Raw genomic sequence first — 26044 nt, 5'->3', positions numbered from 1 at the left:
TCCGATGACGCCCGAGTCCCCGACCGGCACCGAACCACCTCGCGTGGCGCTCTCTCTCACCGGGGCGGCGAAGACCTTCGGGCCCGTCGTTGCACTCGCCGACGGCACGATCGAACTGCGTGCCGGCGAGATCCACGCGCTCGTCGGCGAGAACGGTGCGGGCAAGTCGACGCTGGTGAAGATCCTCGCCGGCCTGCACCACCCCGATGCGGGCGTGTTCACCGTCGGCGGCGAGCCGGTCGAGTTCCGCTCGGTCGCCGACAGCAAGGCCGCGGGCATCTCCGTGATCTACCAGGAGCCGACGCTCTTCCCCGACCTCACGGTCGCCGAGAACATCTTCATCGGCCGCCAGCCGCGCGGCCGCGCCGGGCTCATCAGCCGCGCCACCATGCGCAAGCGTGCCGCCGAGCTCTTCGCGCAGCTCGGAGTGCCGATCGACCCGGACCGCGTCGCCGAGGGGCTCTCGATCGCCGACCAGCAGATCATCGAGATCGCGAAGGCCATCTCGCTCGACGCCAAGGTCCTCATCATGGACGAGCCGACCGCGGCGCTCTCGGGCGTCGAGGTCGACCGGCTGTTCGCCGTCGCGCGGAGCCTCCGCGACCGCGGCGCGGGCATCCTCTTCATCTCCCACCGGTTCGACGAGGTGTTCGCGCTCACCGACCGCATCACCGTGATGCGCGACGGCCGCTACATCTCGACGCACGACACCGCCAACGCGACCGTCGAAGAGATCGTGCGCGAGATGGTCGGCCGCGACATCGCCCAGCTCTTCCCCAAGGAGCCCGCCGAGATCGGCGACGTGGTGCTGAGCGTGCGCGACCTCAGCCGCGCAGGTGTGTTCTCGGGGGTCGACCTCGAGGTCCGCGCGGGTGAGATCGTCGGTCTCGCGGGCCTCGTCGGCGCCGGCCGCACCGAGGTCGCTCGCGCGGTCTTCGGCATCGACCCGTACGACGGCGGCACGGTCGAACTGAGCGGGAGCCCGCTCAAGCCGGGCAACCCGCAGGCCGCGATCGACGCCGGCATCGGGTTCGTCCCCGAGGACCGGCGCAAGCAGGGTCTCGTCATGGACCTCTCCGTCACCCGCAACGTCGCGCTCACGCTCCGCAACTCGCTCGCCAGGTTCGGCCTGATCAACGGGCGCCGCGAGCGGCAGACCGCCGGCGAGTGGTCCAAGCGCCTGCAGGTCAAGACCGGTTCCGCCGATTACGCGGTCTCCACACTGTCCGGTGGAAACCAGCAGAAGGTCGTGCTCGCGAAATGGCTCGCGACCGAACCGAAGCTGCTCATCGTCGACGAGCCGACCCGCGGCATCGACGTCGGCACGAAGTCCGAGGTGCACCGCCTGCTCTCCGACCTCGCCGGGCGCGGCATCGCGATCCTCATGATCTCGTCCGAGCTGCCCGAAGTCCTCGGCATGGCCGACCGTGTCGTCGTCATGCACGAGGGTCGCGTCACCGCCGTGATCCCACGGGCGGAAGCGACGCCCGAGAACGTCATGCACGCCGCGACCGCGGTACTGGAGGAAGCCAAGTGAGCTCGACCGATCTGAAGCCGGAGCGCTCGGCCGCCGCGGGCGGTCCGAGCAAGCGGACCTCGCCTCTGGGGTCCGTGCTCCGGGCCCGCGAGACGCCGGTCGCGCTCGCGCTCATCATCCTCGTCGTGGTCACGTACGCCGCGAACCCGCTCTTCCTGAGCCCGCAGGGTACGAAAGACCTCCTGCTCAACGCGACGATCATGATCATCCTCGCCGCGGGCCAGGCGATCGTGATCATCACCCGCAACGTCGACCTCTCGGTGGGGTCGATCCTGGGTCTCGTCGCGTTCATGACCGGCTCGCTGTTCGCGAACGTCGAGGGCATCCCGATCGTGGTGGTGTTCCTCGCCGGCATCGCGCTCGGCGCGGTGCTCGGCGCGATCAACGGCCTGCTCGTCACTCTCGCCGGCGTTCCGGCGCTGGTGATCACGCTCGGTACGCTCTACATCTATCGCGGCTTGAACAACGCGTGGGCCGGCGGCACCCAGTACTTCGCCGGCGACCGTCCCGACGCGTTCGGCGCACTCTCCGTCGACACGATCCTCGGATTCCCGATCATCACCCTGCTGGCGATCGCGGTGGTCGTCGTCATCGGCGTCGTGCTCTCCGGCACGCGGTCCGGCCGCGACCTGTACGCGATCGGGTCCGACCCCGAGGCGGCCCGCGTGTTCGGCATCCCGGTCACCAAGCGCGTGTTCCTCGCCTTCCTCGCGAACGGCGTGCTCGCGGGACTCGCGGGTGTGCTCTACGCCTCGCGGTTCAACTCGGTCGGGGCGACGACCGGCAGCGGCATGGAGCTCGACGTGGTCGCCGCTGCGGTGGTCGGCGGCGTCGCGATCTTCGGCGGCAGCGGGTCCGTCTACGGAGCTGCGATCGGCGCGCTCCTGCTCACGACGATCACGAGTGCGCTCACGGCCCTGCGCGTGGACAAGTTCTGGCAGCAGGCCATCGTCGGCGTGCTCATCATCGCCGCCATCGTCATCGATCGCATCGCAAGCCTTCGCACAGCGAAGAAGCTCCGTATCAGTGAGGCCCGAGATGTCTGAACCCGTGAAGACCGCCCCGACCCAGACGCCCGGCACGCCCGGCACCGGTACCACGAGCGCCGGCATCATCGAGGCGGAGATCACCGGCCGCACCGGTTGGCGACGGATCCTGCTGGGTCGCGACGCGGCCATGATCTACGTCCTGATCGCGGCGATCGTGATCGCGATGATCACGATCCCCCGGTTCGCCTCACCGGTCACGACCGGCTTCCTGCTGCTCGACGTGATCCCGGTGCTGCTCATCGCCATGCCGATGACGCTCATCATCATCACCGGCGAGATCGACCTGTCGGTGGCCAGCATCGCGGGGCTCACGAGCGCGCTGCTGGGCGTGCTCTGGCAGGCCGGCGTCGGCATCGAGCTGGCGCTCGTGCTCAGCCTGGTCGCGGGCGTCGTCGCGGGCGCGTTCAACGGATTCCTCGTGGCGGTGCTCGGGCTCCCGTCCCTCGCCGTGACGATCGGTACGCTCGCGCTGTTCCGCGGGCTCGCGCTCGTCGTCATCGGCGACAACGCGGTGGCGAACTTCCCGCCCGAGCTGACCGCCTTCTTCACCTCGAAGATCGGCGCGACGGGCATCCCGACGGTCATGATCGGTGTCGTCATCGTCATCCTGTTCTTCGGCGTGCTGCTCCACTTCACGCCGTTCGGCCGGGGCCTGTACGCCCTCGGCTTCAGCAAGGAGGCGGCGCGTTTCGTCGGCATCAACGTCTCCCGCGCGAAGTTCTGGCTCTACGTCAGCTCGGGCACGGTCTCCGCACTCGCGGGCATCTACTGGACGCTGCGCTACTCGAGCGCCCGCTCGGACAACGCGAGCGGACTCGAGCTCGCGGTCATCGCGGCCGTGCTGCTCGGCGGCGTGTCGATCTTCGGCGGCAAGGGGTCGATCCCCGGCGTCGTCGCGGGCGTCCTGATCATCGGCGTCATCAACTACGCCCTCCGGCTCGGGCGTGTGTCCGACGTCGTGCTGATCATTGTCACCGGCACGCTGCTGATCGCGTCGGTCGTCGCACCGAGCATCTTCGCCGCGATCGCCAAATGGCGCCACGATCGGCGCATCAAGAGAGAGCTTCCCCAGGCAACCTCCTTGGGATGAGCGAGCGCCTGGCACCGGGCGCCCAATGAAAGGGAAGAACAATGGAGTTGATTCGCAATCGGACCCGAAAGGCACGGCGACTCGCAGCAGTGGTCGCGGTCGCGGCCTCGGCCGCACTGGTCATGACGGGGTGTGCAAGCGATGGCGGCGGAGGCGGTGAAGGCGGCGGCTCGGGCTCGGACGGCGACCAGACCATCACCTTCATCCCGAAGCAGCTGAACAACCCGTACACCGACGTCGTGCTCGGTGGCGGCGAAGAGGGCGCTGAGGCCGCCGGCTTCGCATCCAGCGAGGTCGTCGGACCGCTCGACGCGAGCGCGTCGAGCCAGGTCTCGTTCATCAACGCGGAGACGCAGGCCGGCACGAACGTCATCGTGATCGCGGCGAACGACCCCGACGCGGTGTGCTCGTCGCTCGAAGAGGCGCGCGCCGGTGGCGCGAAGATCGTCGCGTTCGACTCGGACACGAACCCCGACTGCCGCGACGTGTTCATCAGCCAGGTGGTCGCGAAGGACGTCGCGCTGATCCAGGTCGAGCTCATCGCTGAGCAGATCGGCGGCTCGGGCGAGATCGCGATCCTGTCGGCGACGGCGAACGCGACCAACCAGAACGAGTGGATCAAGTACATCGAGGAGGAGCTCGACTCCAACCCCGACTACGCGGACATCACGCTCGTCGCGAAGGTCTACGGCGACGACGACGACACCAAGTCGTTCCAGGAGGCCCAGGGCCTCATGCAGGCGTACCCGAACCTGAAGGGCATCATCTCGCCCACCACGGTCGGCATCGCCGCGACGGCTCGCTACCTCTCGACGTCGGAGTACAAGGGCCAGGTCGCGCTGACCGGCCTCGGTCTGCCGAACGAGATGCGTCCGTTCGTCAAGGACGGCACCGTCACCGAGTTCGCGCTCTGGGACCCGGCTCAGCTCGGCTACGTGTCGGCGTTCGCCGGCAAGGCGCTGGCCGACGGCACCATCACCGGCGCCGAGGGTGACACCTTCGAGGCCGGCGAGCTCGGCGAGCGTGAGGTCGGTGAGGGCGGCGTCGTCATCGTCGGCCCGCCGACGGTCTTCAACGCCGACAACATCGACGACTACGACTTCTAAGTCTTCGTCGTCACCTCAGACAGCGGATGCCCCGGGCTCATGCCCGGGGCATCCGCCGTTTCTGCGTGGTTCCCGTCGCTCAGCCGGCGAGCCGAGTCAGCCCGTGATCCGGGTCAGCCCGTGATCCGGCTCAGCCCATGATCTGGAAGTGCCTCGCGCGCGTGACCGGCCCGCCCGCCTGGAGGGCGTACACCTGGCCCGACGCCGGGCCGACCGCGAACAGGTCGCCCGTGGAGTGCAGCGCGACCGTCGTGGGCTCACCGCAGCTCCCGATGCCGGTGACCGCCCCGGACGCGACGCCGCCATTGAGATCGACCTGCACGATCTTGAGCCCGAAGGGCACGGGAGACACCGTGCCCGGGCCACAGGTGATGGTGACCGACGCGGTGACGGCCGCCCCGCCCTCGACGAGTGTGACGGCCCCGAAGTCGACCGAACCCGCGGCAGCGCTCGGCGGCGTTTCGGCCATCGCGGCCGCCGGCGCTGCGATCGCGCCCAGCGCCACGACGACCCCGCTCAGCGCGACGGCGAGCCCGACGCGACGGCGGATCTGAACCTGGCTTCCCAGCATCGGATGCCCCTTCCTGTGCGGTGCGGCACCGATGCCACACCATCCGCATCCTAGTATGCATTCTGGGTTTCGTGCATGCTCATCCGCCGAAGCATCCGAACGCCCGCGGCGCGGGCTCGCGGCGAGTCGTCGGGAACATCCGACGCCACGCCGACGATCCACCGGTCGCACGCGGCGTGTCGGCCGAATCTCCCGACGACTGGTCGCGGCCTCGGGATGACGCCTCAGGTCTCGGCCGGCGCACGACGACGCCGGCCCGCCGTCACGCGTGCTGCGTGTCGACGGGCCGGCGTCTGGTTCAGGCGGTGGGGGCCGCCCCGGTCACTCCGAGCGGATGCGGCGCAGGGAGCCGCGGCGCTTGGCGAGCAGGCCCAGGCCGAGCAGGGCCGCGGCGGCGAGGAGCAGTGCGACGACGCCGGTCACACCGGTCGAGGCCAGCGAGCCGCCGTCACCACCGGAGGATCCTGGCGGGGTGCCGGGCTCGCCCGGGCCACCGCCGGTGTCGCCACCACCGGGACCGCCGGGACCACCCGGACCACCGGGACCACCAGGACCACCCGGCCCGCCGTCCACCACGACCGTGAAGGACGCTCGCGCGACCTCGACCCCGTCGGCGAACGCCACGACGGCATGCTCGCCGGCGGTCAGGTCCTGCGGCACGGTGAAGGCGAACGTGAACCCGCCCTCGGCGTCCGTGCCGACCGTGCCGAGCGCGACCGGCTCGGACTGCAGCTCGAGCGCGTACTCGGCCTCGCCCGCGAAGCCGCTGCCGGTGACGACCTGCTCGTCACCCGGCGCGACGGTCGCATGCGCGACCGTGAGCACGGGGTCCGGTGCCTGGTACTCGGCGAGCTCGACCGTCGTCGTCGTGTACGGCGTCAGCGCGACCGGGCCGAGCAGGCCCGACGTGTAGATGCCGCCGCGCGCGTTGGCGTCGGTGTTCGTCACCGTGACCGAGATCTCGTGCGTTCCCGGCTCGAGCAGACCACCGAGGTCGACCCGGAACGGCGCATTGACGACGCTGGCGACCTGCTCGCCGTCGACCTCGACGAGCGCGGCATTTCTGACATCGCCGAGATCGAGCACCCACGAGACATCCGCGTCCGGCACGTCGACGTCGCGCGTGTAGGTCACATCGCCGGAGTGGTTCGGCGCGAACTCCGTCCACGACCCGAGTTCGCGGTTCTGTGCCGAGCCGGTGCCGACCGCGACCGACCAGGTGCCGTCCAGCGCGACCGCACCGGGCAGCTCGGGCGCGGTGTGCGTGCCGGAGAACAGCATCGCGCCGTCGGTCGCGAGCACCGAGGTCTCCCCCGCGGTGTCGCTTCGCAGGTCGACACTCATCGTGCCGTCCTCGGCGGTCACGCCGACGACCTTCGCGGGTCCGTCGACCTCGAGCGCGTGCGCAGACGGGGTCATCTCGGGCGAGACCGTCACGCCGACGGGCACGAACGGCTCGAGCGTGAGCGGTGCCGTCGTCGATGCGTCGCCGATCCGGTACGTCGCCAGCTCGCCGACGTCGCCGGTGTCCGGGTCCCAGAGCACGGGCACGCCCGCCACGCCGAACGTGACGTCCGTCGATACCGCCTCGGTGCCCTCGTTGAGAAGCATGAAGCCCGACGTGCCGTCCTGCTCGAACCGCAGCACCCGCACCTGCGAGTCGGGCTCCGCGAGCGTCACCGCCGCCCGGCCGAACCCGGCCGCCGCAGCACCGGCGTCCGCGGCATCCGCCGTCACGACCACCCGCTCACCGCCGGCCGCGATCATCGCCGCGACCACCTCGGCGAGCTCACCGTCGCGCTGACCGATCTCACGCTCGGGCGCACCGCCGGCGAAGACGACCTCGCCACCGGCCTCGACGAATTCGAGCAGCCGCTCCGCGGCCGCCAGCGACATCACCGGCGCACTCGGCACCACGATGGTCCGGTACTGCACCTCACCGACCTGCAACGCGCCGTCGTCGGTCACGACCGCGTGCGCGAGGTTGGCCGCGTCATCGCTCAACGCGCCCTCGTCCACGATGTCGAAGTCGATCTGCACGTCCTCGAGGCCGCGCTGCGCCGCGTAGTACGGCACGTCGACGGATGCCTCGTCACCACGCTGCACCATCTCAGCAGCGCGCTGCATCTGCACGAGCCCTGTCTCGGCCGCGGTGGTGTGCCGGCCGAATTGCATGAGCCGAGCCGTCCACTCGTTCAACTGCGGCACGAACTTCCACCACACATTGGTGTCGCCGTAGACGGGCGGGTAGGGAGCGGTCAGCGGGGCGTCGAACGTCGCGTGATAGAGCGCCTTGTTGATGCCGCGCACCGCCGACATGGCAACGCCGACGCGCGAGTCCTCGACCGTCTTGTGCCAGCCGGTGGCGCCCATCATCTCGTCGTAGACGAGCGGGTATCCGAGCTGATGCGCCACGCTCGCTGGTTCGCGCGGCAGGTGCCGCACGTAGCCTCGTTCGACGTGGTCGTAGATGAGGTCGGTGCCCGGCACCTGCGCCCACTGGTGCATGGTCATCAGGTTGCCGCTCTCGTGGAGCCGGCCGGCCGGCCCGTACTCGTCGTAGAGCGGGTTCGAGATCATGTTGATCCCGTGCTCGTCGGCCCACTCGAACTTCGACTTCCAGTACGTGTCGGCCCACTGGTCCGACATCTCCTGGTAGTACTTCGCGCGGAGCTCGTCGCCTCCGGCGCCGAAGTCCTGGTAGATCGAGGCGATCATCGCGGCGAGCGGAAGCCCACCGTCCTCGATCCGGTCGCCGAGATCCGGCGACCACGGCGGCAGGTCGTCGCCGTGGCGGCCGACCTCGGGCTCGTCGTCGGCGAAGCCGATGAACGTCGTGCCGAAGTACTCGGAGAAGCGCTCGTAGTACTCGTCGTAGATGATGTCGAGGTAGAGCTGCTGCGCCTCGGCACTCATGACGTCGGCATAGTGGGCCCGGTCGCCGCCGCGCGGCGCCCAGCTGTACGCCTCGAGGCGCCACTGGCCCTCGGGCGCCGTCCACTCACCGGACTCGCTGCGGTAGGCGTCGGTGACGTCGATGATCTGGTCGACGTCGTTCGCGCCCTCGCCGGATGCGGGCCGCGCGGTGACCGCGACGACGTTCTCGAGGTAGCGGGCTTCGGTGTCCCACGCGGCGAGCGCCGCGTCGTCGTCGAACGCCGAGGCGAACAGCTCGGCGCCGTCGGTTGCGGTGACGGCCAGGTCGTCGAGCTCCCACACCTGGGGCCCGTCGACGCGCATGCCGACGCCGCCGGCCGGATGCGCCGAGTCGGTGACGACCGGCAGGGCGATGTCGTCGAGGGTCACGCGAATCTCGTTGCCGGCGACCTGGATCTCGATCCGGTGGTCGCCGGTCGGGTCGAACCCTGGGCGCGGGGTGTTGGGATGGATCCGCGTGAAGTTGCCGTTGGTCTGGCGCCAGATGTCGACGCCGCCGTCGGTGCGCACATCGACGAGGTATCCGTTGCGGTCATCGCTCGAACGCACCATGAACCCGGCAGTGGCCTGACGGATCGCGAAGTCGGCGACGACCGTGTAGTCGGTCCAGTCCGCGCTGTCACGGAGCAGGGTGATTCCGGGCGCGGTCGACGAGTCGGCGACCATACGCCCGTCTTCGAGCCGGAGCGAGGTGCCGAACAGCGGGTGCAGCTCGATCGGGCCGCCGCCGGTCCGGAGTGCGGCGCCGTCGTATTTGAGGGTCTTCACCCCGAGTTCGGGTCGCGGCTCGTAGGTCGTGTCGCCGACCTGACCGCCGTTGATGATGAATCCACCGGCCGATCCGCTCGGGAACTGGGCGTCATTGCTGAGCCACACGGTCAGTCCGCGATCGCGTGCGGCGCTCAGCAGGTGCTCGACGCGGTCGAACCAGGCCTCGCTGAAATACGCCTCGGGGAGGTTCGACGCCCATCGGAAGATGACGGTCTCGGTGAACCCGGCGGCCTGGATGGAGTCGAGCTTGGCCTCGACCTGCTCACGGCTCTGCACTCGATCCCAGAACCAGAGCACGGCGGGGCGCGCGTCGTCGGGTGCGGCGAAGGCGTCGACGTCGAACCCGGGGACGACGAGCTGCGGATCCTCGGCGAGGATCGCCGCCGCATTGGGGGCCGCGGTGGCCGCAGACGGGAGGAGGAGTCCGCCGACGAGAGCGCCTATGGCGGCGGTGACGGTGGCGAGACGGAGCGTTCTCACACGCCGCGTACGGCGTTGATGGAATGGCACGGTGACGGCTTCCAATCGTCGTTGACCGGACAGGGTGAATTCAATCGATTCAGTTGAATCGATTAAAACGTAAAGCAGCTCGCCGCTTCGCGTCAAGAGGCCGGCGCTCTACGTCGGCGGGCGCGCACCAGCCGCGCCATCCACGGGCGCGCGCCAGGCTCGCCGTCGGCGGGCGCGCATCAGGCTGTCCCGCCAGGCAGGACGCCGCCGTCACCGTTCCCAGCTCAGGAATCGCGGTACGACACGCGGTGCGTAGCGCGCGACACGCCGGCGAGGCATCCTGAACGTCCTGAGCAAGGATTCGCCGGCGGCGCTCGCGCGTGGGCACGGCGCCGGACGATCGCCTTCGGCGCTACCGCGAGCGCGTCGAGGATCTGAGGACGAGCTCCGGCCGGAGCATCCGCGCCTCGTGCTCGTGCCGATCGCCCTCGGTGAGCTCCTCGAGGAGCAGCTGCACCGCTTCGGCACCGAGCGCCTGCTTGGGCTGGTTCACCGAGGTGAGCACGTCGTGTTCGGGGCTCGCGAGCGAGAGGTCGCCGTAGCCGACGACGGATGCCTCGTCGGGAACCCGCACGCCGGCCGATGCCAACCCGCGCATGACCCCGGTCGCGAGCTGGTCGTTCGTGCAGAAGATCCGCCGCGGCGCGCCGTCGGCGGCGACCCGCACGCCGACCTCGAAACCCGCGTCGATCGTCATCTCGGCGACCTCGTACTCGGTCAACCGCGCCTGGGGGCCGTCGTGCTCGGTGAGCGCGGCGAGCGCGCCCTCGCGGCGGCTCGCGCACTGCGGGATCGACGTCGGCCCGTTGACGAGCGTGATGCCCTCGCCGACACAGGTCAGCAGATGCTCGACGGCCAGGCGCCCGCCGTACACGTCGTCGACCGCGACCGAGCAGTTCTCGGCGGTGTCGGCGACGCGGTCGACGATGATGAGCCGCGATCCGATCAGCCGGAGGTGGGCGAGCCGCGACGAGTCGGCGGTGAGCGGCACCACGATGGCGCCGGCAGCGCGCTGCTCGGCGAGCACCGAGAGGTGGCGTCGCTCGCGCGCGGGATCGTCGTGGCTCGCGCAGAGCGCGACCGCGTACCGCTCGCGATCGGCCGCATCGACGACCGCGTCGACGATCGCCGCGTAGAACGGGTTCGTGATGTCGGGGATGACGAGGCCGAGCAGCCGGTTGTGCCCCTGCCGCAGCGTGGCCGCCGCGCGGTTCGGCACGAAGTCGAGCTCGTCGATCGCCTTCTGGATGCGCTCGCGGGTCTCGGCGCGGACGATCTCTGGGCGGTTCAGCGCGTTCGACACGGTCGCCGTCGACACGCCCGCCCGCTTCGCGACAGCGGCGAGCCCGAGATCACGGCGCGCAGACACGGCACTCAGTCAATCACTATTCAGGACCGCGAGCCGCCATTGGCGGGCCCGCACACGCGGTTGACAGCGCCCCCGATCGGGAGGAGAGTGGAACCCGGAATATAATCGATTCAATTCCGCACTGACCCGGCGATGTTCCGCTGCGTTCCAACCCGACACACCCCGAAGGACCTCCTATGTCGCAGGCAACCTCGATCGACCACCTCCTGCCACCGAAGGCGCGCCGCAAGCCGCGCATCGGACTCGTCGCGGGCGGCCTCGGCACCTACTGGCCGCAGTTCCCCGACCTGCTGCCCCAGCTCCAGGAGTCCGCGCGCTACGTCTCCGAGCGCTTCCAGCAGATGGACGCCGACGTGACCGATGTCGGCTTCATCTCCGACGCGCAGGAGGGCGCCGCCGCAGCCGAACAGCTCCGCCGCGAGGACTGCGACCTCATCGTGCTCTTCCTCACGACCTACCTCACGAGCTCGATGGTGCTGCCGATCGCGCAGCGCGCGAACACCCCCGTGCTCGTGATCGACCTGCAGCCGACCGAGAAGATGGACCACGCCTCCTTCGACACCGGCGCGTGGCTGGCGTACTGCGGCCAATGCCCGGTGCCCGAGGTGGGCAACGTCTTCCGCCGCGCGGGCATCCCGTTCCGCTCGGTGTCGGGCTGGCTCCGTCAGGAGTCGGCGTGGGAGCGCATCGGCCAGTGGATCCGCGCCGCGCACGTACGTGCAGCTCTGCGCCACGCCCGGCACGGCCTCATGGGTCACCTCTACCCCGGCATGCTGGATGTCTCGACCGACCTGACCCTGCTGCCGACCACGTTCGGGTCGCACGTCGAGGTGCTCGAGTTCGACGACCTCCGCGTGCGCGTCGACGAGGTCACCGACGCGCAGGTCGCCGATCGCATGGCGCTCGCGCGCGAGCTGTTCACGCTCGACGACACCGTGGTCGACGAGGACTTCGCCTGGGGTGCGAAGGTGTCCGTCGGACTCGACCGGCTCATCGACGACTTCGACCTCGACTCGCTCGCGTACTACCACCGCGGACTCGACGGCGAGCAGCACGAGCGCCTCGGCGCGGGCATGATCCTCGGCGCCTCGCTGCTGACCGCGCGCGGCATCCCCGCGACCGGCGAGTACGAGCTGCGCACGACCGTCGCCCAGCTCGCGACGCAGGTCGTCGGTGCGGGCGGCTCGTTCTGCGAGATCCAGGCCCTCAACTTCGAGGACGGCGTCGTCGAGATGGGTCACGACGGCCCCGCGCACCTCGCAGTGTCGGGCCGTGACCCGCTGCTGCGCGGACTCGGCGTCTACCACGGCAAACGCGGATGGGGCGTCTCCGTCGAGTTCGACGTGCAGCCCGGCCCCGTCACGCTGCTCGGGCTCGGGCAGGACCGCGACGGCTCGCTCTCGTTCATCGCCTCCGAGGGCACGGTCGTGCCCGGTCCGTTGCTCGAGATCGGCAACACGACGAGTCGTGTCGACTTCGGTCGCGACCCGGGCGAGTGGGTCGACGAGTGGTCGGCGACGGGCGTCGGCCACCACTGGTCGCTCTCGATCGGTCACCGCTCCGCCGACTACCGCGCCGCGGCCTCGCTGCTCGGCATCGACTTCCGTCGGGTGTGAGCCCGATGTCCACCGACGAGGAGCGCCCGCGCGTCGAGCGCGTCGAGCCCGTCGAGCGCCCCGAGCGCGTCGAGCGCGTCTGCTTCCAGCTGCAGGTGCGCGCCGACCGGCTCGACGAGTACCGGGCCCGTCACGCTGCGGTCTGGCCCGAGTTCCTGCGCGCGCTCGAGGCCACCGGCTGGCGCAACTACTCGCTGTTCCTCCGCGACGACGGACTCTTGATCGGCTACCTCGAGACGACGGACTTCGCGGCCGCCCAGGCCGGCATGGCCGCGCTCGAGATCAACGCCCGCTGGCAGGCCGAGATGGGGCCGTTCTTCGAGGAGCTCGCCGGGCGACCCGACGAGGGTTTCGTCCGCCTGCCCGAGGTGTTCCACCTGGAAGACCAGCTCCGGGCGGCCGACGAGCACCACTGACCGGCGCACGAACACCGCCGGCCGCATCGGCGACGCGTCCCCGCGCATCGGCGACGCATCCCCGCGCATCGGCGACGCCACACCCCACGGCCAGCACCCCGAATCCCAACGCAGGAACCACGGACCGACACGCCGCCCGTCACGGCCGCCGACACCGCGCGTCCGCCACATCTTCCTGAGCAAGGATGCGAAGCGACGTCGACCCGGCGCTCCCCCGACGTCAGCGCACGCCACACCCCACGGCCAGCACCCCGAATCCCAGCTCAGGAACCGCGAGCCGACACGCCGCCCGTCACGGCCGCCGACACCGCGCGTCCGCCACATCTTCCTGAGCAAGGATGCGAAGCGACGTCGACCCGGCGCTCCCCCGACGTCAGCGCGCGCCACACCCCACGGCCAGCACCCCGAATCCCAGCTCAGGAACCGCGAGCCGACACGCCGCCCACAACGGCCGCCGACACGGCGCGTCGGCCACATCTTCCTGAGCAAGGAATGGCGAGGGGCCAGGGCCGGCGCAGCGGGCAGCGCGCGCCGCCCGTACCGCCCGCGGCGCGCACCTGGGGAACCTCCCGTGAGCGGCGCGCAGAGAGTTGCGTTCCGCATCAGTGCGACGTACTCTTGAAACGATTCATCTTCGGGTCGGACCCGAGGTGGATCCCCGCTGGACGAGACCTCTGCTCCAGCTCGGCAACACTGAACGGAGAGCTCGAAGATGAGCCTGAGCACGAAGCCGCAGCGAGTGTGCTTCCACCTCCAGGTCGACCCGGCCCGCCTCGACGAGTACACCGAGCGGCACGCCGCCGTCTGGCCCGACATGCTGCGCGCCATCGAGGCGTCCGGGCGCCGCAACTACTCCCTTTTCCTCCGCCCTGACGGGCTGCTCATCGGCTACTACGAGACCGATGACGACGAGGCATCCCAGCGCGCACTCGAAGCCGACCCGCGAACCGCCGCATGGGAGGCCGACATGGCCCCCTTCTTCATCTCCCTCGACGGCCGCCCCGACCAGGGCGCGCCACGACTCCGCGAGGTGTTCCACCTCGAAGACCAGCTCGCCGCGCTCGACCTCGAGCGCTGACCCGCGAGCCCACGAGACATCCCACACCACGAGAAAGCAGGAACCCCGTGAGCACCCTCCCGCAACACATCCAAGACCAGCTGGTCAAGCAGGCCATCGAGCTGCCCAGCTGGGCGTTCGGCAACTCCGGCACGCGCTTCAAGGTCTTCACGACGCCCGGCACGCCGCGTGACCCGTACGAGAAGATCGCCGATGCCGCGCAGGTGCAGAAGTACACCGCGCTCGCACCGGCGGTGGCGCTGCACATCCCGTGGGACAAGGTCGACTCGTACGACGACCTCCGCCGCCACGCCGAGGACCTCGGTGTGACGCTCGGCACCATCAACTCGAACACGTTCCAGGACGACGACTACAAGTTCGGCGCGCTGACGCACGAGGATGCCGCGATCCGCCGCAAGGCGATCGACCACCACCTCGAGTGCATCGACATCATGGACGCGACCGGCAGCCGCGACCTGAAGATCTGGCTCGCCGAGGGCTCGAACTACCCGGGCCAGGCCGACCTGCGCGGCCGCCAGGACCGCCTGCACGAGTCGCTGCAGGAGATCTACGCGCGACTCGGTGACGACCAGCGTCTGGTGCTCGAGTACAAGTTCTTCGAGCCGGCGTTCTACCACACGGATGTCCCGGACTGGGGCACCTCGTACGCCCAGGTCGCCGCGCTCGGCGACAAGGCCATGGTCTGCCTCGACACGGGTCACCACGCGCCGGGCACGAACATCGAGTTCATCGTGATGCAGCTGCTGCGCCTCGGCAAGCTCGGCTCGTTCGACTTCAACAGCCGGTTCTACGCCGACGACGACCTGATCGTGGGCGCGGCAGACCCGTTCCAGCTGTTCCGCATCATCTTCGAGGTCATCCGCGGCGGCGGCTACGGCGACCCCGATGTCGCGTTCATGCTCGACCAGTGCCACAACGTCGAGGACAAGATCCCCGGCCAGATCCGCAGCGTGCTGAACGTGCAGGAGATGACCGCGCGCGCACTGCTCGTCGACGAGGAGGCGCTCCGCGCCGCCCAGCTCGCGGGTGACGTGCTCGGCGCCAATGCCGTGTTCATGGACGCGTTCTACACCGACGTTCGCCCGGCCCTCGCCGAGTGGCGCGAGTCGCGGGGCCTGCCCGCGGACCCGATGAAGGCGTTCGCGGACTCCGGGTACCTGGCGAAGATCGCCGAGGAGCGCGTCGGCGGTGTCCAGGCCAGCTGGGGCGCATAACTCCAGCACCCATCGACACCCGAGCACCCATCGACCGGCTCCTCGAACGGTCGCAGATGGCGGGTTGCATTGCGCAACACCCACCATCCGCGACCGTTCGGTCGTGCTCAGGGGCTCGCACCGCAGCGGTGTGCGGGGCAGCGCGAGTGCCGAGCGGTCACGAATGGTGGGTCGTCACGCGCAGCACTCGCCATCCGCGACCGTTCGGTAGGGCTCGGCGGGTCCTCGCGAGCACGAACGAGGAGCCCGGCGCGAGCCCACCGCGAGCCCCGGCGCGAGCCCACCGCGAGCCCCGGCGCGAGCCCACCGGGAGCCCAGCGCGGCGCACCGCGCGCTCAGCGCGTCGCGTTGAGCGCCGCGAGCTCGGCGTAACGCTGCGCGCCCGCACGGTACGCGGCCGTCCGCCCCGCGTCGGGCTCGAACCGCTCATCCCGATCCGACTCCGCGCCGACCACGTCCGCGAACGACGCGATCTCGCCCGCCGCGACTCCCGCGAGCACGGCCGCACCCTGCGCGGCGCCGTGACCGCGCTCCGCGCGATGCACCGGCACGCCGAGCACGTCGGCCTTGATCTGCAGCCAGGCGCGCGAACGCGCGCCGCCACCCGTGCTGAGCAGGTGCGATACGGGGAATCCGGCGCGTTCGATGGCCGCGACGTCGGTCGCGAGCGCGCGTGCGTTGCCCTCCATCGCCGCGAGCAGCAGCTCGGTGCTGTCGGTGGCGAGGTCGATCCCGTCGACGATCCCGCGCGAGCGGGGGTTCCAGGTCGGCGTGCGTTCGCCGGCGAGGCTCGTGACCATCGTGAGCCGGGACGGCCGCTCGCGCGCGAGCAGCCGCTCGTCGTCACGGAGATCCCGGCTCTCGTCGAGCCCGTTCACCCAGTCGATGGTCGCTCCCGCGGTGACCTGCGCCGTGATGAGCAGGTCGAGTCCGGGCACGCAGTGCCGGGAGTGGATGAATCCCGGCACCCGGGTGCCGCGCGGCACCGGCAGGATCGTCACACTCGAGAACCCGGTCATGTCGACGAGCGGTCCGCCGGCTGCGACCGCGCCGGCCTCGATGGCCGAGCCGATCGAGTCGATGCCGCCGGCCGCGACGGGCGTGCCCGCGGGTATGCCGGTGGCCGCCGCGGCCGCGGAGGTCACGGCGCCGACGATCGTCAGAGCCGGCACGATCGGCGCGAGCTTCCGCAGCGACGGCTCCGCGTCGAGCAACGCGGGGTCGAAGCCGTCGTGTGCGTCGTCGAAGCCCTGCATGAGCGATGCCGAGGTGTCGTCGAGCACACTCACGGACGTGAGTCGGCGCACGATGTAGCCGTTGGCGGTGAGCACGTGCTCAGCCCGGTCGAACGCCTCGGGACGGTTCGCCGCGAGCCACGGCAGCTTCGCGGTGCCGAAGAACGGGTCGGCGCCGTTCCGAGAATCGGGCACGACCTCGGCGATCCGCGCCGCCTCGACGGCGGCGCGGCGGTCGAGCCAGGTCAGCGCTGGGGCGGTGGGCTCGTCGTCGGCGCCGACCGGCACGAATGTCGGCGCCTGCGAGGTCACGGCCACCGCGACGACCTCGACGTCAGCGGTGAGCCCGCGCGTCGCCTCGACCACGGCCGCCCACCACGCTCGGGCGTCCTGTTCCGCGGCCGCGCCCTCGGTGCTCGTCGGATACCGCACCGACGCATCCGCGACCCGTCGGCCCGCGAGATCGGTCGTGACCGCCTTGACCGAGCTCGTGCCCACGTCGAGGCCGAGCAGGACCCGCCGGCTCACGCCGGAGCCGCAGACAGGTCGACGAGCGGGTTGCGCAGCGGCTCGCCGTCGAGCAGACGGCGGACCTCTTCGGCGACCCCGTCGGCGGCGCGCTCCGCGGTCTGCAGGCTCGCACCGGCGATGTGGGGCGTGAGCACGATGTCCTTCCCCTGGTCGGCGAGCGTGAAGATGGGGTGGGTGAAGTCGACCGGCTCCTCCGGGAACACGTCGAACGCCGCACCGGCGAGGTGACCGCGCGAGATCGCCTCCGCCACGGCATCGTAATCGACCAGACCGCCGCGTGCGGCGTTGACGAGGCGCGAGCCCGGCCGCATGAGCCGGAGCCGCTCGGCGTTGACGACGTGACGGGTCTCGTCGCTGAGCCGCGCGTGCACCGACAGCAGGTCGGAGCGGGCGAACAGCTCGTCGATCGAGTCGACGCGCTGCACGACACCCTCGAGCGCCCCCGCGGGCAGGTACGGGTCGAACACGAGCACCTCGGCGCCCATCGCCCGGAACACCTTCGCGACGTGCGCGCCGACGGCGCCGGCGCCGAGCAGGCCGATCACCGCGCCGGATACCTCGGCCCCGACGGCGTCGTGCCGGTAGAGGTCGCCGCGCCACTGCCGGTCGAGCAGGCTCGCGTGCGAGAGCGGGATGCGGCGCAGCAGCGCGAGTGCGAGCCCGATGGTCATCTCGGCGGTCGCGATGCCGTTGCGGCCGGGGACGTTCGCGACCGCCACGCCGTGCCGGCGCGCGGCGTCGAGGTTGATGTTGGTCGGCCCGCCGCGCGACACCGCGATGAGGCGAAGCTCCGGTGACGCGGCGATCACGCGCTCGGTCATGGGCGCGAGCTGCGTGACGATGGCGGTCGCGCCCTCGAGGGCCGCGATCAGCTGGTCCTCGTCGCCGGATGCCTCGTCGACCTCGCCGACCCGCCCGAAGGGCTCGTCCGGCCACGCGAACTCGAGCTCGACGATCTCGGCCGGCCGGTCACCGAGCGCATGCTCGAGCGAGGCTCGGAACAGGGAGGACCGGATGAAGCGGTCTCCAGCGGCAAGGATCTTCGTCATGTCGGCGTTCTTTCACTGAGGGGCGGTGCTGGCAGGGCGACGGGCGGCGGATGCTCCGGGCACGACATGTGCCCGGAGCATCCGTCTGGTGTTACTTGCCGAAGACCTCGTCGTAGTAGGCCTGGGCGTTCTCGATCGTGATGACCTCGACCGGCATGTACTGGTCCTTCTCGACATCGTTGCCCGCGAGCAGGCCGCCGGTGATGTCGATCAGGGTGCGGCCGTGGGCCTTGCCGCCGCCGAGGCTGATGGAGGCCTTCTGCGGGTCGCCCTTGATGATGTTCTGGATCTCGATGTCGGTCGCGTCGATGCCGAAGAGCCCGAACGAGTCGTAGTCGGTGATGCCGCTGGCCTTCACGCCTTCGTTGCCGCCCTGTGCGCCGCCGCCACCGATCGTGGCGATGACCTTGAGGTTCGGGTTCGCCTGGAGGAAGTTCTCGGCGTTCTTGACGCCCTCCTCGGCGGTGAGCGCCGACGCGGTCGCGACGAGCTCGGCGTTGGGCGCGAGCTCGGCGATCGCGTCCTTGATGCCGTTGGCGCGGTCGATGATCTCGGGGAAGGTCGGCAGGTCCATGAGGCCCCACTCCACGACGGGCTCGTCGGCGTAGTTCTCGTTGATCCAGGCCGCGGCCGCCTCACCGTTGGCGTAGCCGGTGTTGTACGCGTCGACGAGGTACTGGGCGTCGTAGTTCTCGAGCACCTGGGTGTAGCCGACGACCTTGATGCCCGCGTCCTGGGCGCGCTTGGTCACATCGGCGACGGCGTTCGCGTCCACGGCGCAGACGATGATCGCGTCGACGCCCTGCTGGATGAAGTTCTCGATCTGGGTCACCTGCTTGGCGGCGTCGCTCGTCGCGTCGACGTAGTTGACGGACATGCCCTCTTCGGAGCCGTAGCTCTGCGCCTCCTGGACCAGCTCGGCCCACACGGGGTTGCTGAGGTCGGAGAAGGTGATGCCGACGTCGTACGTGTCGCCGCCGGCCTCGGAGGCGGTGGACCCGTCGCTGCTGCAGGCGGCGAGTCCGATCACCACGGCCGCAGCGGCGACCATGGCGCTGATCTTCTTCTTCATGGGGTGCGTTTCCTTTCGTTGGCAGAGTGCAGGGTTCGTTGGCGGAGTGCGGGGTGTGTTGGCGCGGTTCGGGGGTCGGGCCGGGTCAGGCCGGCGTCTGCGCCTTCTCGGGGACGATCGTCACGCCGCCGATGCGCTTGGCACGGCCCCGCGACGCCTTGGACATGGCGTCGTAGATGACCGCGGCGAGGAGGATGACGCCCTTGACGACGAGCTGGACGTACTCGCTGACGTTCAGGAGCACGAGTCCGTTGTCGAGCACGCCGACGATGAGCACGCCGATGAAGGCACCGAACAGCGTGCCGCGACCGCCCATGACGCTGACGCCGCCGAGCACGCAGGCCGTGAGCACGCTGAACTCGAAGCCCGCGCCGGTCGCCGACTGCGCCGAGTTGAGCCGGGAGAGGAGCAGGACCGCGCCGACCGCGCTGAACAGCCCGGAGATCGCATAGACGAACAGCAGGGTGCGGCGCGTGTTCACGCCCGAGAGCCGTGCCGCTTCCACGTTGTTGCCGATCGCGTAGAAGTAGCGTCCGAGGTACGTCTTCCCGATGATGAACAGGCCGATGCCCCACACGGCGAGCAGGACGAACAGCGAGATCGGGATGCCGAAGAACGCACCCTGACCCAGGATCGAGAAGTCGCTCGGGAACCCGGAGATCGGCAGGCCGCGCGAGAGCAGGTAGCTGACGCCGTTCAGGATGGTCATCATCGACAGGGTGACGATGAGCGGCGCCACCCCCGTGAAGGTGATGATGGCGCCGTTGATGAGTCCGATGCCGATGCCGAGTCCGAGGACGAGCAGGATCGCGAGCGGCCACGGCAGGCTGAACTGCGTCATGAGCAGACCGCAGACCACGACGTAGAGCGAGATCTGGTAGCCCACCGAGAGGTCGATGCCGCCCGTGATGAGCACGAAGGCGAAGCCGACCGCCACGATGCCGAGCGTCGTGACCTGCCGCATGATGTTGAACAGGTTGTTCGCGTCCAGGAAGTTCGGCGAGAGGATGCTGAACGCGACGATCAGCAGGATCAGGACGATGACGATCGCGAGCTCCTGCACCCGCGGCATCCGGAACGATTTCATACGAGTTCTCCTTCAGAGGCCAGGGTGAGGACGTTCTCCTGGCTGATGTCCGGTCGTTCGAGCACGCCCTGCTGCACGCCTTCTCTCAGGACGACGACCCGGTCCGACATGCCGATGAGCTCCTCCATGTCGGACGAGATCATGAGGATCGTCTTGCCCTGTGCGGCCAGCTCGCTCATGAGCAGGTAGATCTCGTGGCGTGCGCCGATGTCGATGCCCCGCGTCGGCTCGTCGAAGATGAGCACCTCGGGGTCGGTCGCGAGCCACTTCGCCAGGACGACCTTCTGCTGGTTCCCGCCGCTCAGGTTGCCGACGATCTCGTGACCGCTCGGTGCCTTGATCCGGAGACTCCGCATGTAGTCGGCCGCGAGCCGGTCCTCTTTCGCGGAGGGAATCGTGCCAAGGCGGGACATGCCCTTGAGCAGCGGCAGCGAGATGTTCTGCGTGATGGAGAACTCGAGGACGAGGCCGTGCCGCTTGCGGTCCTCGGGAACGAGCGCGATGCCGTTGCGGATCGCCTGCGCCGGGTTGACCGACAGCACGGACCTGCCGTGGAGGTCGACGGTCCCCGACTCCGGCTTCACGCTGCCGAAGATGAGCTCCATGAGCTCGGTGCGGCCGGCGCCGATGAGGCCGGCGAAGCCGAGGATCTCACCGGCGTGCGCCTGGAAGCTGATCTGCTCGACGCCGTTCCCGGTGAGGCCTTCCACCGTGAGGGTGGGCTCGCCGATCGCGTTCGTCCGCACGGGGTACTCGTCGTTCAGGTCCCGGCCGACCATGGCGGTGATCAGTTCGTTCCTCGTGGTCGCCGCGGTCTCGACGGTGGTGATGTAGGCCCCGTCGCGGAGCACGGTGACCCGGTCGGCGAGGCGGAAGATCTCATCCATCCGATGCGAGATGTAGATGATCGTCATGCCCTCGCGCTTGAGCGCGTCGACGATGGCGAACATGGCGTCGACCTCGGACGAGGTGAGCGGCGCCGACGGCTCGTCCATGATCAGCAGCCGGGCATCCTTCGAGAGGGCCTTCGCGATCTCGACGATCTGCTGGTAGCCGGTCGTCAGCGTCTCGACGAGCGCGTGCGGGTCGATGCGCACCCCGAGCCGGCGGAACAGGGCTTCGGCCTTGGCCGTCATGGTCTTCCGGTCGAGCACGAGGCCCTTGGTCAGGAACTCGCCGAGGAACACGTTGTCGACGGCGCTCAGGTTCGGGAAGAGCGTGAACTCCTGGTAGATCACGGCGACGCCCAGGGCGCGCGACAGCTGGGGCGTCAGGCGTTCGTACGTCTCGCCGTCGATCGTGATCGTGCCGCTCGTCGGCTCGACGGCGCCCGCGAGCGTCTTGATGAGCGTGGACTTGCCGGCTCCGTTCTCGCCCACGATCGCGTGGACCTCGCCCGGCCGGACGTCGAGCGAGACCCCGTCGAGCGCGCGGACGCCCGGATACTCCTTGACCAGCGAGTCGACGCGAAGCGCGAGGCCGGAGATGGAGTGGGTGCTTGGCGAGGTGGTCGCGGCGCTGTCCATGGTGTCTCCACTCCGTTGTGACGCTTCGTCGGGCGGGATCATTCTGGGCGAGCGTGTTCGTGTTTGTCAATTCCTGTCAGATGTTGTGAGCAATACCTGCCCAGAAGACGGCACGAGCGCGTCGCATCCGGTGCGAAGCGGAGGACTTGATGCCACTGCCGCGCACGCTCGCACACGCATCTGACACGACCGACGGAGCGAGCGTGTCGACGGCTCAGCGCACGTCTGAGATGACCTGGTGGTAGGACGCGAGTTCGGCGCTCGCGGGATCGAGCTCGGTCACGAGCGTGCTCACGCTCTTCAGCGGGACCGACGCCGCCGTGGCGATGCCGCCGAGCTTCTCGGCATGCGCACCGATAACCACGCGTGCGGACGACCTCGCGAACGCGCGCTTGATCTCCGCCTCCTCGAGCGTGTCTTCGTAGCACGCGCGTTCGTCCACCGCGGCGGTGGACGCGAAGAAGACGGCGAAGCGCATGGTCTCGAGGAACGCCGTGGCGACCGGGCCGATCAGGGAGTCGCTGCGGCGGTCCGCGGCACCACCGGTCAGGATCGCCGTGATGCCCGGGCGTTCTTGCAGTGCTTGAAAGGTCAGCAGCCCGTTGGTGACCACGACCAGATCGCCCGAGCCGCTGATCACCTGTGCCAACCGGTACATCGTGGTGGACGAGTCCATCGCGATGACGCCGTGCTCCGGCACCAGCGGCAGGATCTTATGGGCGATGGCCGTCTTCTCCTCGGCCTGCGATCGGTCACGGCTCTGGAAGCTCACGGGCCCCGAGTAGACGGCGCCGCCGCGGACGCGCCGCACCGTCCCGCCGACCTCGAGCCCGTTCAGGTCTCGGCGCACCGTCATCTCGCTCACGCCGAGCTCCGCCGCCGCTTCGGCCAGCGACAGGCGTTTCGCGTGACGCAGCTGTTCGAGCAGCCACGTGCGGCGTTCTTCGGCGGCGAGTGACGTCATTGCTCAGGATTGTACAAGTTCCGTGAGTTCTTGTGAGATCTCGTCGTGGTGGCGTCCATTTGTGCGCCGACGCGGCCATCGAGCATGATCGCTGCATGACCATGGCGAGCTCGGTGGACGGCGAGCACCGACGCGCGCGTCTGGTCGCGATCCTCGAGCGCGATGGCGGCATCAAGCACGAGGCGGCCGCCACCGAGCTCGGTGTCTCGGCGATGACGATCAGGCGCGATCTCGCGGAGATGGAGGCCGCGGGGCTTGTGCGGCGCGTCCGCGGCGGCGCGATCGCCCCCTCGGGGCCACGCCCGTTCCGCGAACGCAGCTCGGTGAACGCGCGCGCCAAGAGCGTGATCGCCGAGAAGGCGCTCCGGCTGCTCCCGGCCTCGGGGGCGGTCGCCCTCGACGCGTCGTCGACGACCGGCCGCATCGCGGCGACGCTCGGCGAGCGCACCGAGCTCATCGTCGCGACGAACTCCTGGGAGAACTTCACCGCGGCACGCAACACCGGGGCGCACCCCGTCCTCATCGGGGGCGAGCTCGAGGAGGCGACCGACAGCTTCGTCGGTCCGCTCGCGTGCCGAGGGGCCGCCTCGATGCTCTACCGCCGCTTCTTCGCCTCCGCGAGCGCGGTCGACCCGATCCACGGCACCTCCGACGTCACGCTCGCGGAGGCCCAGGTCAAGCGCGAGTTCGCCGGTGCGGCCGACGAGACGGTGGTCTGCGTGGACGCGAGCAAGCTCGAGCAGCGTGACGTCGCGGTCTGCCTGGCCTGGAGCGAGGTGACGATCATGGTCACCGAACTCTCCCCCGAGGACCCGCGCCTCGATCCGTTCCGCGACCTCGTCGACCTCGTCTGACGCCGCGCTCCCACCCAGCGATCACCGATGGTCTTGCCAGGAGTGTTATTTCTTGAAATACTTGACATCTTGTAACACCACCGGCGCTCAGGTGCCGCCCGCTCCGACGAAGGACACGTGATGACGAACCCCGCTGCCGCCGACCTCATCGCACGGTCGAACCGCCTCGGCGCCGACCCGAAGAACACGAACTACGCCGGCGGCAACACGTCGGCCAAGGGCACCGAGACCGACCCGGTGACGGGTGAGCCCGTCGAGCTCATGTGGGTCAAGGGCTCGGGCGGCGACCTCGGCACGCTGCAGGAGTCGGGCCTCGCGGTGCTGCGCCTCGACCGCCTGCGCGACCTGGTGAACGTCTACCCGGGTCTCGAGCGCGAAGACGAGATGGTCGCGGCGTTCGAGTACACCCTGCACGGCAAGGGCGGCGCGGCCCCGTCGATCGACACGGCCATGCACGGCCTCGTGGACGCCGCGCACGTCGACCACCTGCACCCCGATTCGGGCATCGCCATCGCGACCGCGGCCGACGGCGAAGAGCTCACCGCCAAGATCTTCGGCGACAAGGTCGTGTGGGTGCCGTGGCGCCGCCCCGGCTTCCAGCTCGGCCTCGACATTGCCGAGATCAAGGCGCAGCACCCCCAGGCGATCGGCTGCATCCTCGGCGGCCACGGCATCACGGCGTGGGGTGACACGTCGGAGGAGTCCGAGCGCAACTCGCTCTGGATCATCGACACCGCCGCGGCGTACCTCGCCGAGCACGGCGCGGCCGAGCCGTTCGGCCCGGTGGTGCCCGGCTTCGAACCGCTGCCCCCGGCCGAGCGCCGCGCGAAGGCCGCCGCGCTCGCGCCGACCATCCGTGGGCTCGCCTCGTACGACAAGCCGCAGGTCGGCCACTTCACCGACGCCGACGTCGTGCTCGAGTTCCTGAGCCGCGAGAAGCTCGCGCACCTCGCCGCGCTCGGCACGAGCTGCCCCGACCACTTCCTGCGCACGAAGGTCAAGCCGCTCGTGCTCGACCTCCCGGCCGAGGCATCCGTCGAAGACTCGATCGCGCGCCTGAAGGAGCTGCACGAGGCGTACCGCGCCGACTACCAGGCCTACTACGACGCCTACGCGACCGAGGACTCCCCCGCGATCCGCGGCGCCGACCCGGCCATCGTGCTGATCCCCGGCGTGGGCATGTTCAGCTTCGGCGCCAACAAGCAGACCGCGCGCGTGGCCGGCGAGTTCTACGTCAACGCGATCAACGTCATGCGCGGCGCCGAGTCGGTCTCGACCTACGCGCCGATCAGCGACGAGGAGAAGTTCCGCATCGAGTACTGGGCGCTCGAGGAGGCCAAGCTCCAGCGCATGCCGAAGCCGAAGACGCACGCGACGCGCATCGCGCTCGTCACGGGTGCCGCCTCCGGCATCGGCAAGGCCATCGCGACCCGCCTCGCGGCCGAGGGCGCGTGCGTCGTCATCGCGGACCTCGACCTCGAGAAGGCGCAGGCCGCCGCGGCCGAGCTGGGCAACAGCGACGTCGCCATCGGCGTCGCCGCGAACGTGACGGATGCCTCGCAGGTGCAGGCCGCGATCGACGAGGCCGTGCTGGCATTCGGCGGGCTCGACCTCGTCGTGAACAACGCGGGCCTCTCGCTGTCGAAGCCGCTGCTGGAGACCACCGAGGCCGACTGGGATCTGCAGCACGACGTCATGGCGAAGGGCTCGTTCCTCGTGTCGAAGGCCGCCGCGCGCGTGCTCATCGACCAGAACCTCGGCGGCGACATCATCTACATCTCGTCCAAGAACTCGGTGTTCGCAGGCCCGAACAACATCGCCTACTCGGCGACGAAGGCCGATCAGGCGCACCAGGTACGACTGCTCGCGGTCGAGCTCGGCGAGTACGGCGTCCGGGTCAACGGCATCAATCCCGACGGCGTCGTCCGCGGCTCGGGCATCTTCGCCGCCGGCTGGGGCGCCAACCGGGCGAAGACGTACGGCATCGACGAGCAGGATCTCGGCAAGTTCTACGCCCAGCGCACGATCCTGAAGCGCGAGGTGCTCCCCGAGCACGTCGCGAACGCCGTGTTCGTGCTCACCGGCCCCGAGCTCAGCCACACCACCGGACTCCACGTCCCCGTCGACGCCGGCGTCGCCGCCGCCTTCCTCCGATGAGCGCGCGCTTCGCCGCCGCGACCGCCGCGACCGCCGCGACCGCCGCGACCGCCGCGACCGCCGCGAGAAATGTGACCGCACCCCGACGGCGGGTTGGAAGTCACCCCCGCGCGGGCGCCAACCCACCATCCAGTCGCACACCCACTTTCCGCGGCGTTGGCACGGGTGCCGCCGGCGCCGCAAAAGGTGGGTCACGCCACCGACAGTGGGTTGGAAGTCGCCCCCGCGCGGGCGCCAACCCACCACCCGGTCGCACACCCACTTTCGACAGCGTTGGGGCGGCCGACGAGCGCGCCAAGGGGCTC

The 26044-nt window shown here is 69.9% G+C and carries 19 protein-coding genes; 10 read left to right on the top strand and 9 right to left on the bottom strand.

Annotated features, from left to right (window positions below):
• Positions 1-4: 4 nt before the first annotated feature.
• The 4 genes from QU602_RS02095 (at position 5) to rhaS (ending at position 4782) form a co-directional block, all read left to right on the top strand.
• The gene (locus tag QU602_RS02095; protein ID WP_308798500.1) at positions 5-1537 is read left to right on the top strand and encodes a sugar ABC transporter ATP-binding protein; all 1533 of its coding nucleotides are present in this window, start codon (positions 5-7) and stop codon (positions 1535-1537) included.
• Complete coding sequence (locus tag QU602_RS02090; protein WP_308798499.1) at positions 1534-2583, top strand: ABC transporter permease; 1050 nt, start codon at positions 1534-1536, stop codon at positions 2581-2583. Before QU602_RS02095 ends, QU602_RS02090 begins: the two co-directional genes overlap by 4 nt.
• Positions 2576-3676: an ABC transporter permease gene (locus QU602_RS02085; RefSeq protein WP_308798498.1), complete on the top strand. Its 1101-nt coding sequence runs from the start codon at positions 2576-2578 to the stop codon at positions 3674-3676. The genes QU602_RS02090 and QU602_RS02085 overlap by 8 nt, the downstream gene beginning before the upstream one ends.
• A 122-nt stretch (positions 3677-3798) precedes the next feature.
• The gene (gene rhaS / locus QU602_RS02080; RefSeq protein WP_457851476.1) at positions 3799-4782 is read left to right on the top strand and encodes a rhamnose ABC transporter substrate-binding protein; all 984 of its coding nucleotides are present in this window, start codon (positions 3799-3801) and stop codon (positions 4780-4782) included.
• A gap of 130 nt (positions 4783-4912) precedes the next feature.
• Here rhaS and QU602_RS02075 read toward each other — a convergent pair whose 3' ends face one another.
• From QU602_RS02075 to QU602_RS02065, 3 genes are all read right to left on the bottom strand, one after another.
• Positions 4913-5353 carry a hypothetical protein gene (locus tag QU602_RS02075; protein WP_308798496.1) on the bottom strand — a complete coding sequence of 147 codons (441 nt, stop codon included), beginning with the start codon at positions 5351-5353 and terminating at the stop codon, positions 4913-4915.
• A gap of 321 nt (positions 5354-5674) precedes the next feature.
• The gene (locus tag QU602_RS02070) at positions 5675-9541 is read right to left on the bottom strand and encodes a family 16 glycoside hydrolase (RefSeq protein ID WP_308798495.1); all 3867 of its coding nucleotides are present in this window, start codon (positions 9539-9541) and stop codon (positions 5675-5677) included.
• A gap of 382 nt (positions 9542-9923) precedes the next feature.
• Positions 9924-10940 (bottom strand): LacI family DNA-binding transcriptional regulator, encoded by a 1017-nt coding sequence (locus QU602_RS02065; RefSeq protein ID WP_308798493.1) that lies wholly within the window; start codon positions 10938-10940, stop codon positions 9924-9926.
• A gap of 176 nt (positions 10941-11116) precedes the next feature.
• Between QU602_RS02065 and QU602_RS02060 the strand changes: the two genes are divergently transcribed.
• The 4 genes from QU602_RS02060 (at position 11117) to rhaI (ending at position 15264) form a co-directional block, all read left to right on the top strand.
• Positions 11117-12556, top strand: a complete 1440-nt coding sequence (locus QU602_RS02060) for an L-fucose/L-arabinose isomerase family protein (RefSeq protein WP_308798492.1) — start codon at positions 11117-11119, stop codon at positions 12554-12556.
• A 5-nt stretch (positions 12557-12561) separates the two neighbouring features.
• Positions 12562-12972 carry an L-rhamnose mutarotase gene (locus QU602_RS02055; protein ID WP_308798491.1) on the top strand — a complete coding sequence of 137 codons (411 nt, stop codon included), beginning with the start codon at positions 12562-12564 and terminating at the stop codon, positions 12970-12972.
• Positions 12973-13684: 712 nt separating this feature from the next.
• Entirely contained in the window at positions 13685-14050 is a 366-nt protein-coding gene (locus QU602_RS02050; RefSeq protein WP_308798490.1) for an L-rhamnose mutarotase, read from the top strand.
• 47 nt (positions 14051-14097) lie between these two features.
• Entirely contained in the window at positions 14098-15264 is a 1167-nt protein-coding gene (rhaI, locus tag QU602_RS02045; protein WP_308798489.1) for an L-rhamnose isomerase, read from the top strand.
• A gap of 335 nt (positions 15265-15599) precedes the next feature.
• Here the strand turns inward: rhaI and QU602_RS02040 are convergent, their stop codons facing one another.
• The 6 genes from QU602_RS02040 to QU602_RS02015 form a co-directional block, all read right to left on the bottom strand.
• Positions 15600-17027 (bottom strand): xylulokinase, encoded by a 1428-nt coding sequence (locus QU602_RS02040; RefSeq protein WP_308798488.1) that lies wholly within the window; start codon positions 17025-17027, stop codon positions 15600-15602.
• Positions 17024-18079, bottom strand: a complete 1056-nt coding sequence (locus QU602_RS02035) for a 2-hydroxyacid dehydrogenase (protein ID WP_308798487.1) — start codon at positions 18077-18079, stop codon at positions 17024-17026. The genes QU602_RS02040 and QU602_RS02035 overlap by 4 nt, the downstream gene beginning before the upstream one ends.
• A 91-nt stretch (positions 18080-18170) precedes the next feature.
• Positions 18171-19151 (bottom strand): sugar ABC transporter substrate-binding protein, encoded by a 981-nt coding sequence (locus QU602_RS02030; RefSeq protein WP_308798486.1) that lies wholly within the window; start codon positions 19149-19151, stop codon positions 18171-18173.
• Positions 19152-19236: 85 nt separating this feature from the next.
• Positions 19237-20238: an ABC transporter permease gene (locus QU602_RS02025; RefSeq protein ID WP_308798485.1), complete on the bottom strand. Its 1002-nt coding sequence runs from the start codon at positions 20236-20238 to the stop codon at positions 19237-19239.
• Positions 20235-21764, bottom strand: a complete 1530-nt coding sequence (locus QU602_RS02020; RefSeq protein WP_308798484.1) for a sugar ABC transporter ATP-binding protein — start codon at positions 21762-21764, stop codon at positions 20235-20237. The genes QU602_RS02025 and QU602_RS02020 overlap by 4 nt, the downstream gene beginning before the upstream one ends.
• 214 nt (positions 21765-21978) lie before the next feature.
• On the bottom strand, positions 21979-22728 hold the full coding sequence (locus tag QU602_RS02015) for a DeoR/GlpR family DNA-binding transcription regulator (RefSeq protein WP_308798483.1): 750 nt from the start codon (positions 22726-22728) through the stop codon (positions 21979-21981).
• Between the two features lie 95 nt (positions 22729-22823).
• Here QU602_RS02015 and QU602_RS02010 point away from each other — a divergent pair, with 95 nt between their 5' ends.
• Positions 22824-23582, top strand: a complete 759-nt coding sequence (locus QU602_RS02010; RefSeq protein ID WP_308798482.1) for a DeoR/GlpR family DNA-binding transcription regulator — start codon at positions 22824-22826, stop codon at positions 23580-23582.
• Positions 23583-23702: 120 nt separating this feature from the next.
• On the top strand, positions 23703-25739 hold the full coding sequence (locus QU602_RS02005) for a bifunctional aldolase/short-chain dehydrogenase (protein WP_373692870.1): 2037 nt from the start codon (positions 23703-23705) through the stop codon (positions 25737-25739).
• The last annotated feature ends 305 nt before the right edge of the window (positions 25740-26044 follow it).

Origin of the sequence: Agromyces protaetiae, assembly GCF_030866785.1 — a bacterium.
Taxonomy (GTDB): Bacteria; Actinomycetota; Actinomycetes; order Actinomycetales; family Microbacteriaceae; genus Agromyces; species Agromyces silvae.
The sequence above is the reverse complement of the archived record's forward strand: the minus strand, read 5'-3'. Positions and strand labels throughout refer to the sequence as shown.

Coding starts and splice junctions, on each gene's coding strand:
- QU602_RS02095 (WP_308798500.1), top strand. CDS start 5: ATGACGCCCGAGTCCCCGACCGGCACCGAACCACCTCGCGTGGCGCTC.
- QU602_RS02085 (WP_308798498.1), top strand. CDS start 2,576: ATGTCTGAACCCGTGAAGACCGCCCCGACCCAGACGCCCGGCACGCCC.
- rhaS (WP_457851476.1), top strand. CDS start 3,799: ATGACGGGGTGTGCAAGCGATGGCGGCGGAGGCGGTGAAGGCGGCGGC.
- QU602_RS02075 (WP_308798496.1), bottom strand. CDS start 5,353: ATGCTGGGAAGCCAGGTTCAGATCCGCCGTCGCGTCGGGCTCGCCGTC.
- QU602_RS02060 (WP_308798492.1), top strand. CDS start 11,117: ATGTCGCAGGCAACCTCGATCGACCACCTCCTGCCACCGAAGGCGCGC.
- QU602_RS02055 (WP_308798491.1), top strand. CDS start 12,562: ATGTCCACCGACGAGGAGCGCCCGCGCGTCGAGCGCGTCGAGCCCGTC.
- QU602_RS02050 (WP_308798490.1), top strand. CDS start 13,685: ATGAGCCTGAGCACGAAGCCGCAGCGAGTGTGCTTCCACCTCCAGGTC.
- QU602_RS02035 (WP_308798487.1), bottom strand. CDS start 18,079: ATGACGAAGATCCTTGCCGCTGGAGACCGCTTCATCCGGTCCTCCCTG.
- QU602_RS02030 (WP_308798486.1), bottom strand. CDS start 19,151: ATGAAGAAGAAGATCAGCGCCATGGTCGCCGCTGCGGCCGTGGTGATC.
- QU602_RS02025 (WP_308798485.1), bottom strand. CDS start 20,238: ATGAAATCGTTCCGGATGCCGCGGGTGCAGGAGCTCGCGATCGTCATC.
- QU602_RS02020 (WP_308798484.1), bottom strand. CDS start 21,764: ATGGACAGCGCCGCGACCACCTCGCCAAGCACCCACTCCATCTCCGGC.
- QU602_RS02015 (WP_308798483.1), bottom strand. CDS start 22,728: ATGACGTCACTCGCCGCCGAAGAACGCCGCACGTGGCTGCTCGAACAG.
- QU602_RS02010 (WP_308798482.1), top strand. CDS start 22,824: ATGACCATGGCGAGCTCGGTGGACGGCGAGCACCGACGCGCGCGTCTG.
- QU602_RS02005 (WP_373692870.1), top strand. CDS start 23,703: ATGACGAACCCCGCTGCCGCCGACCTCATCGCACGGTCGAACCGCCTC.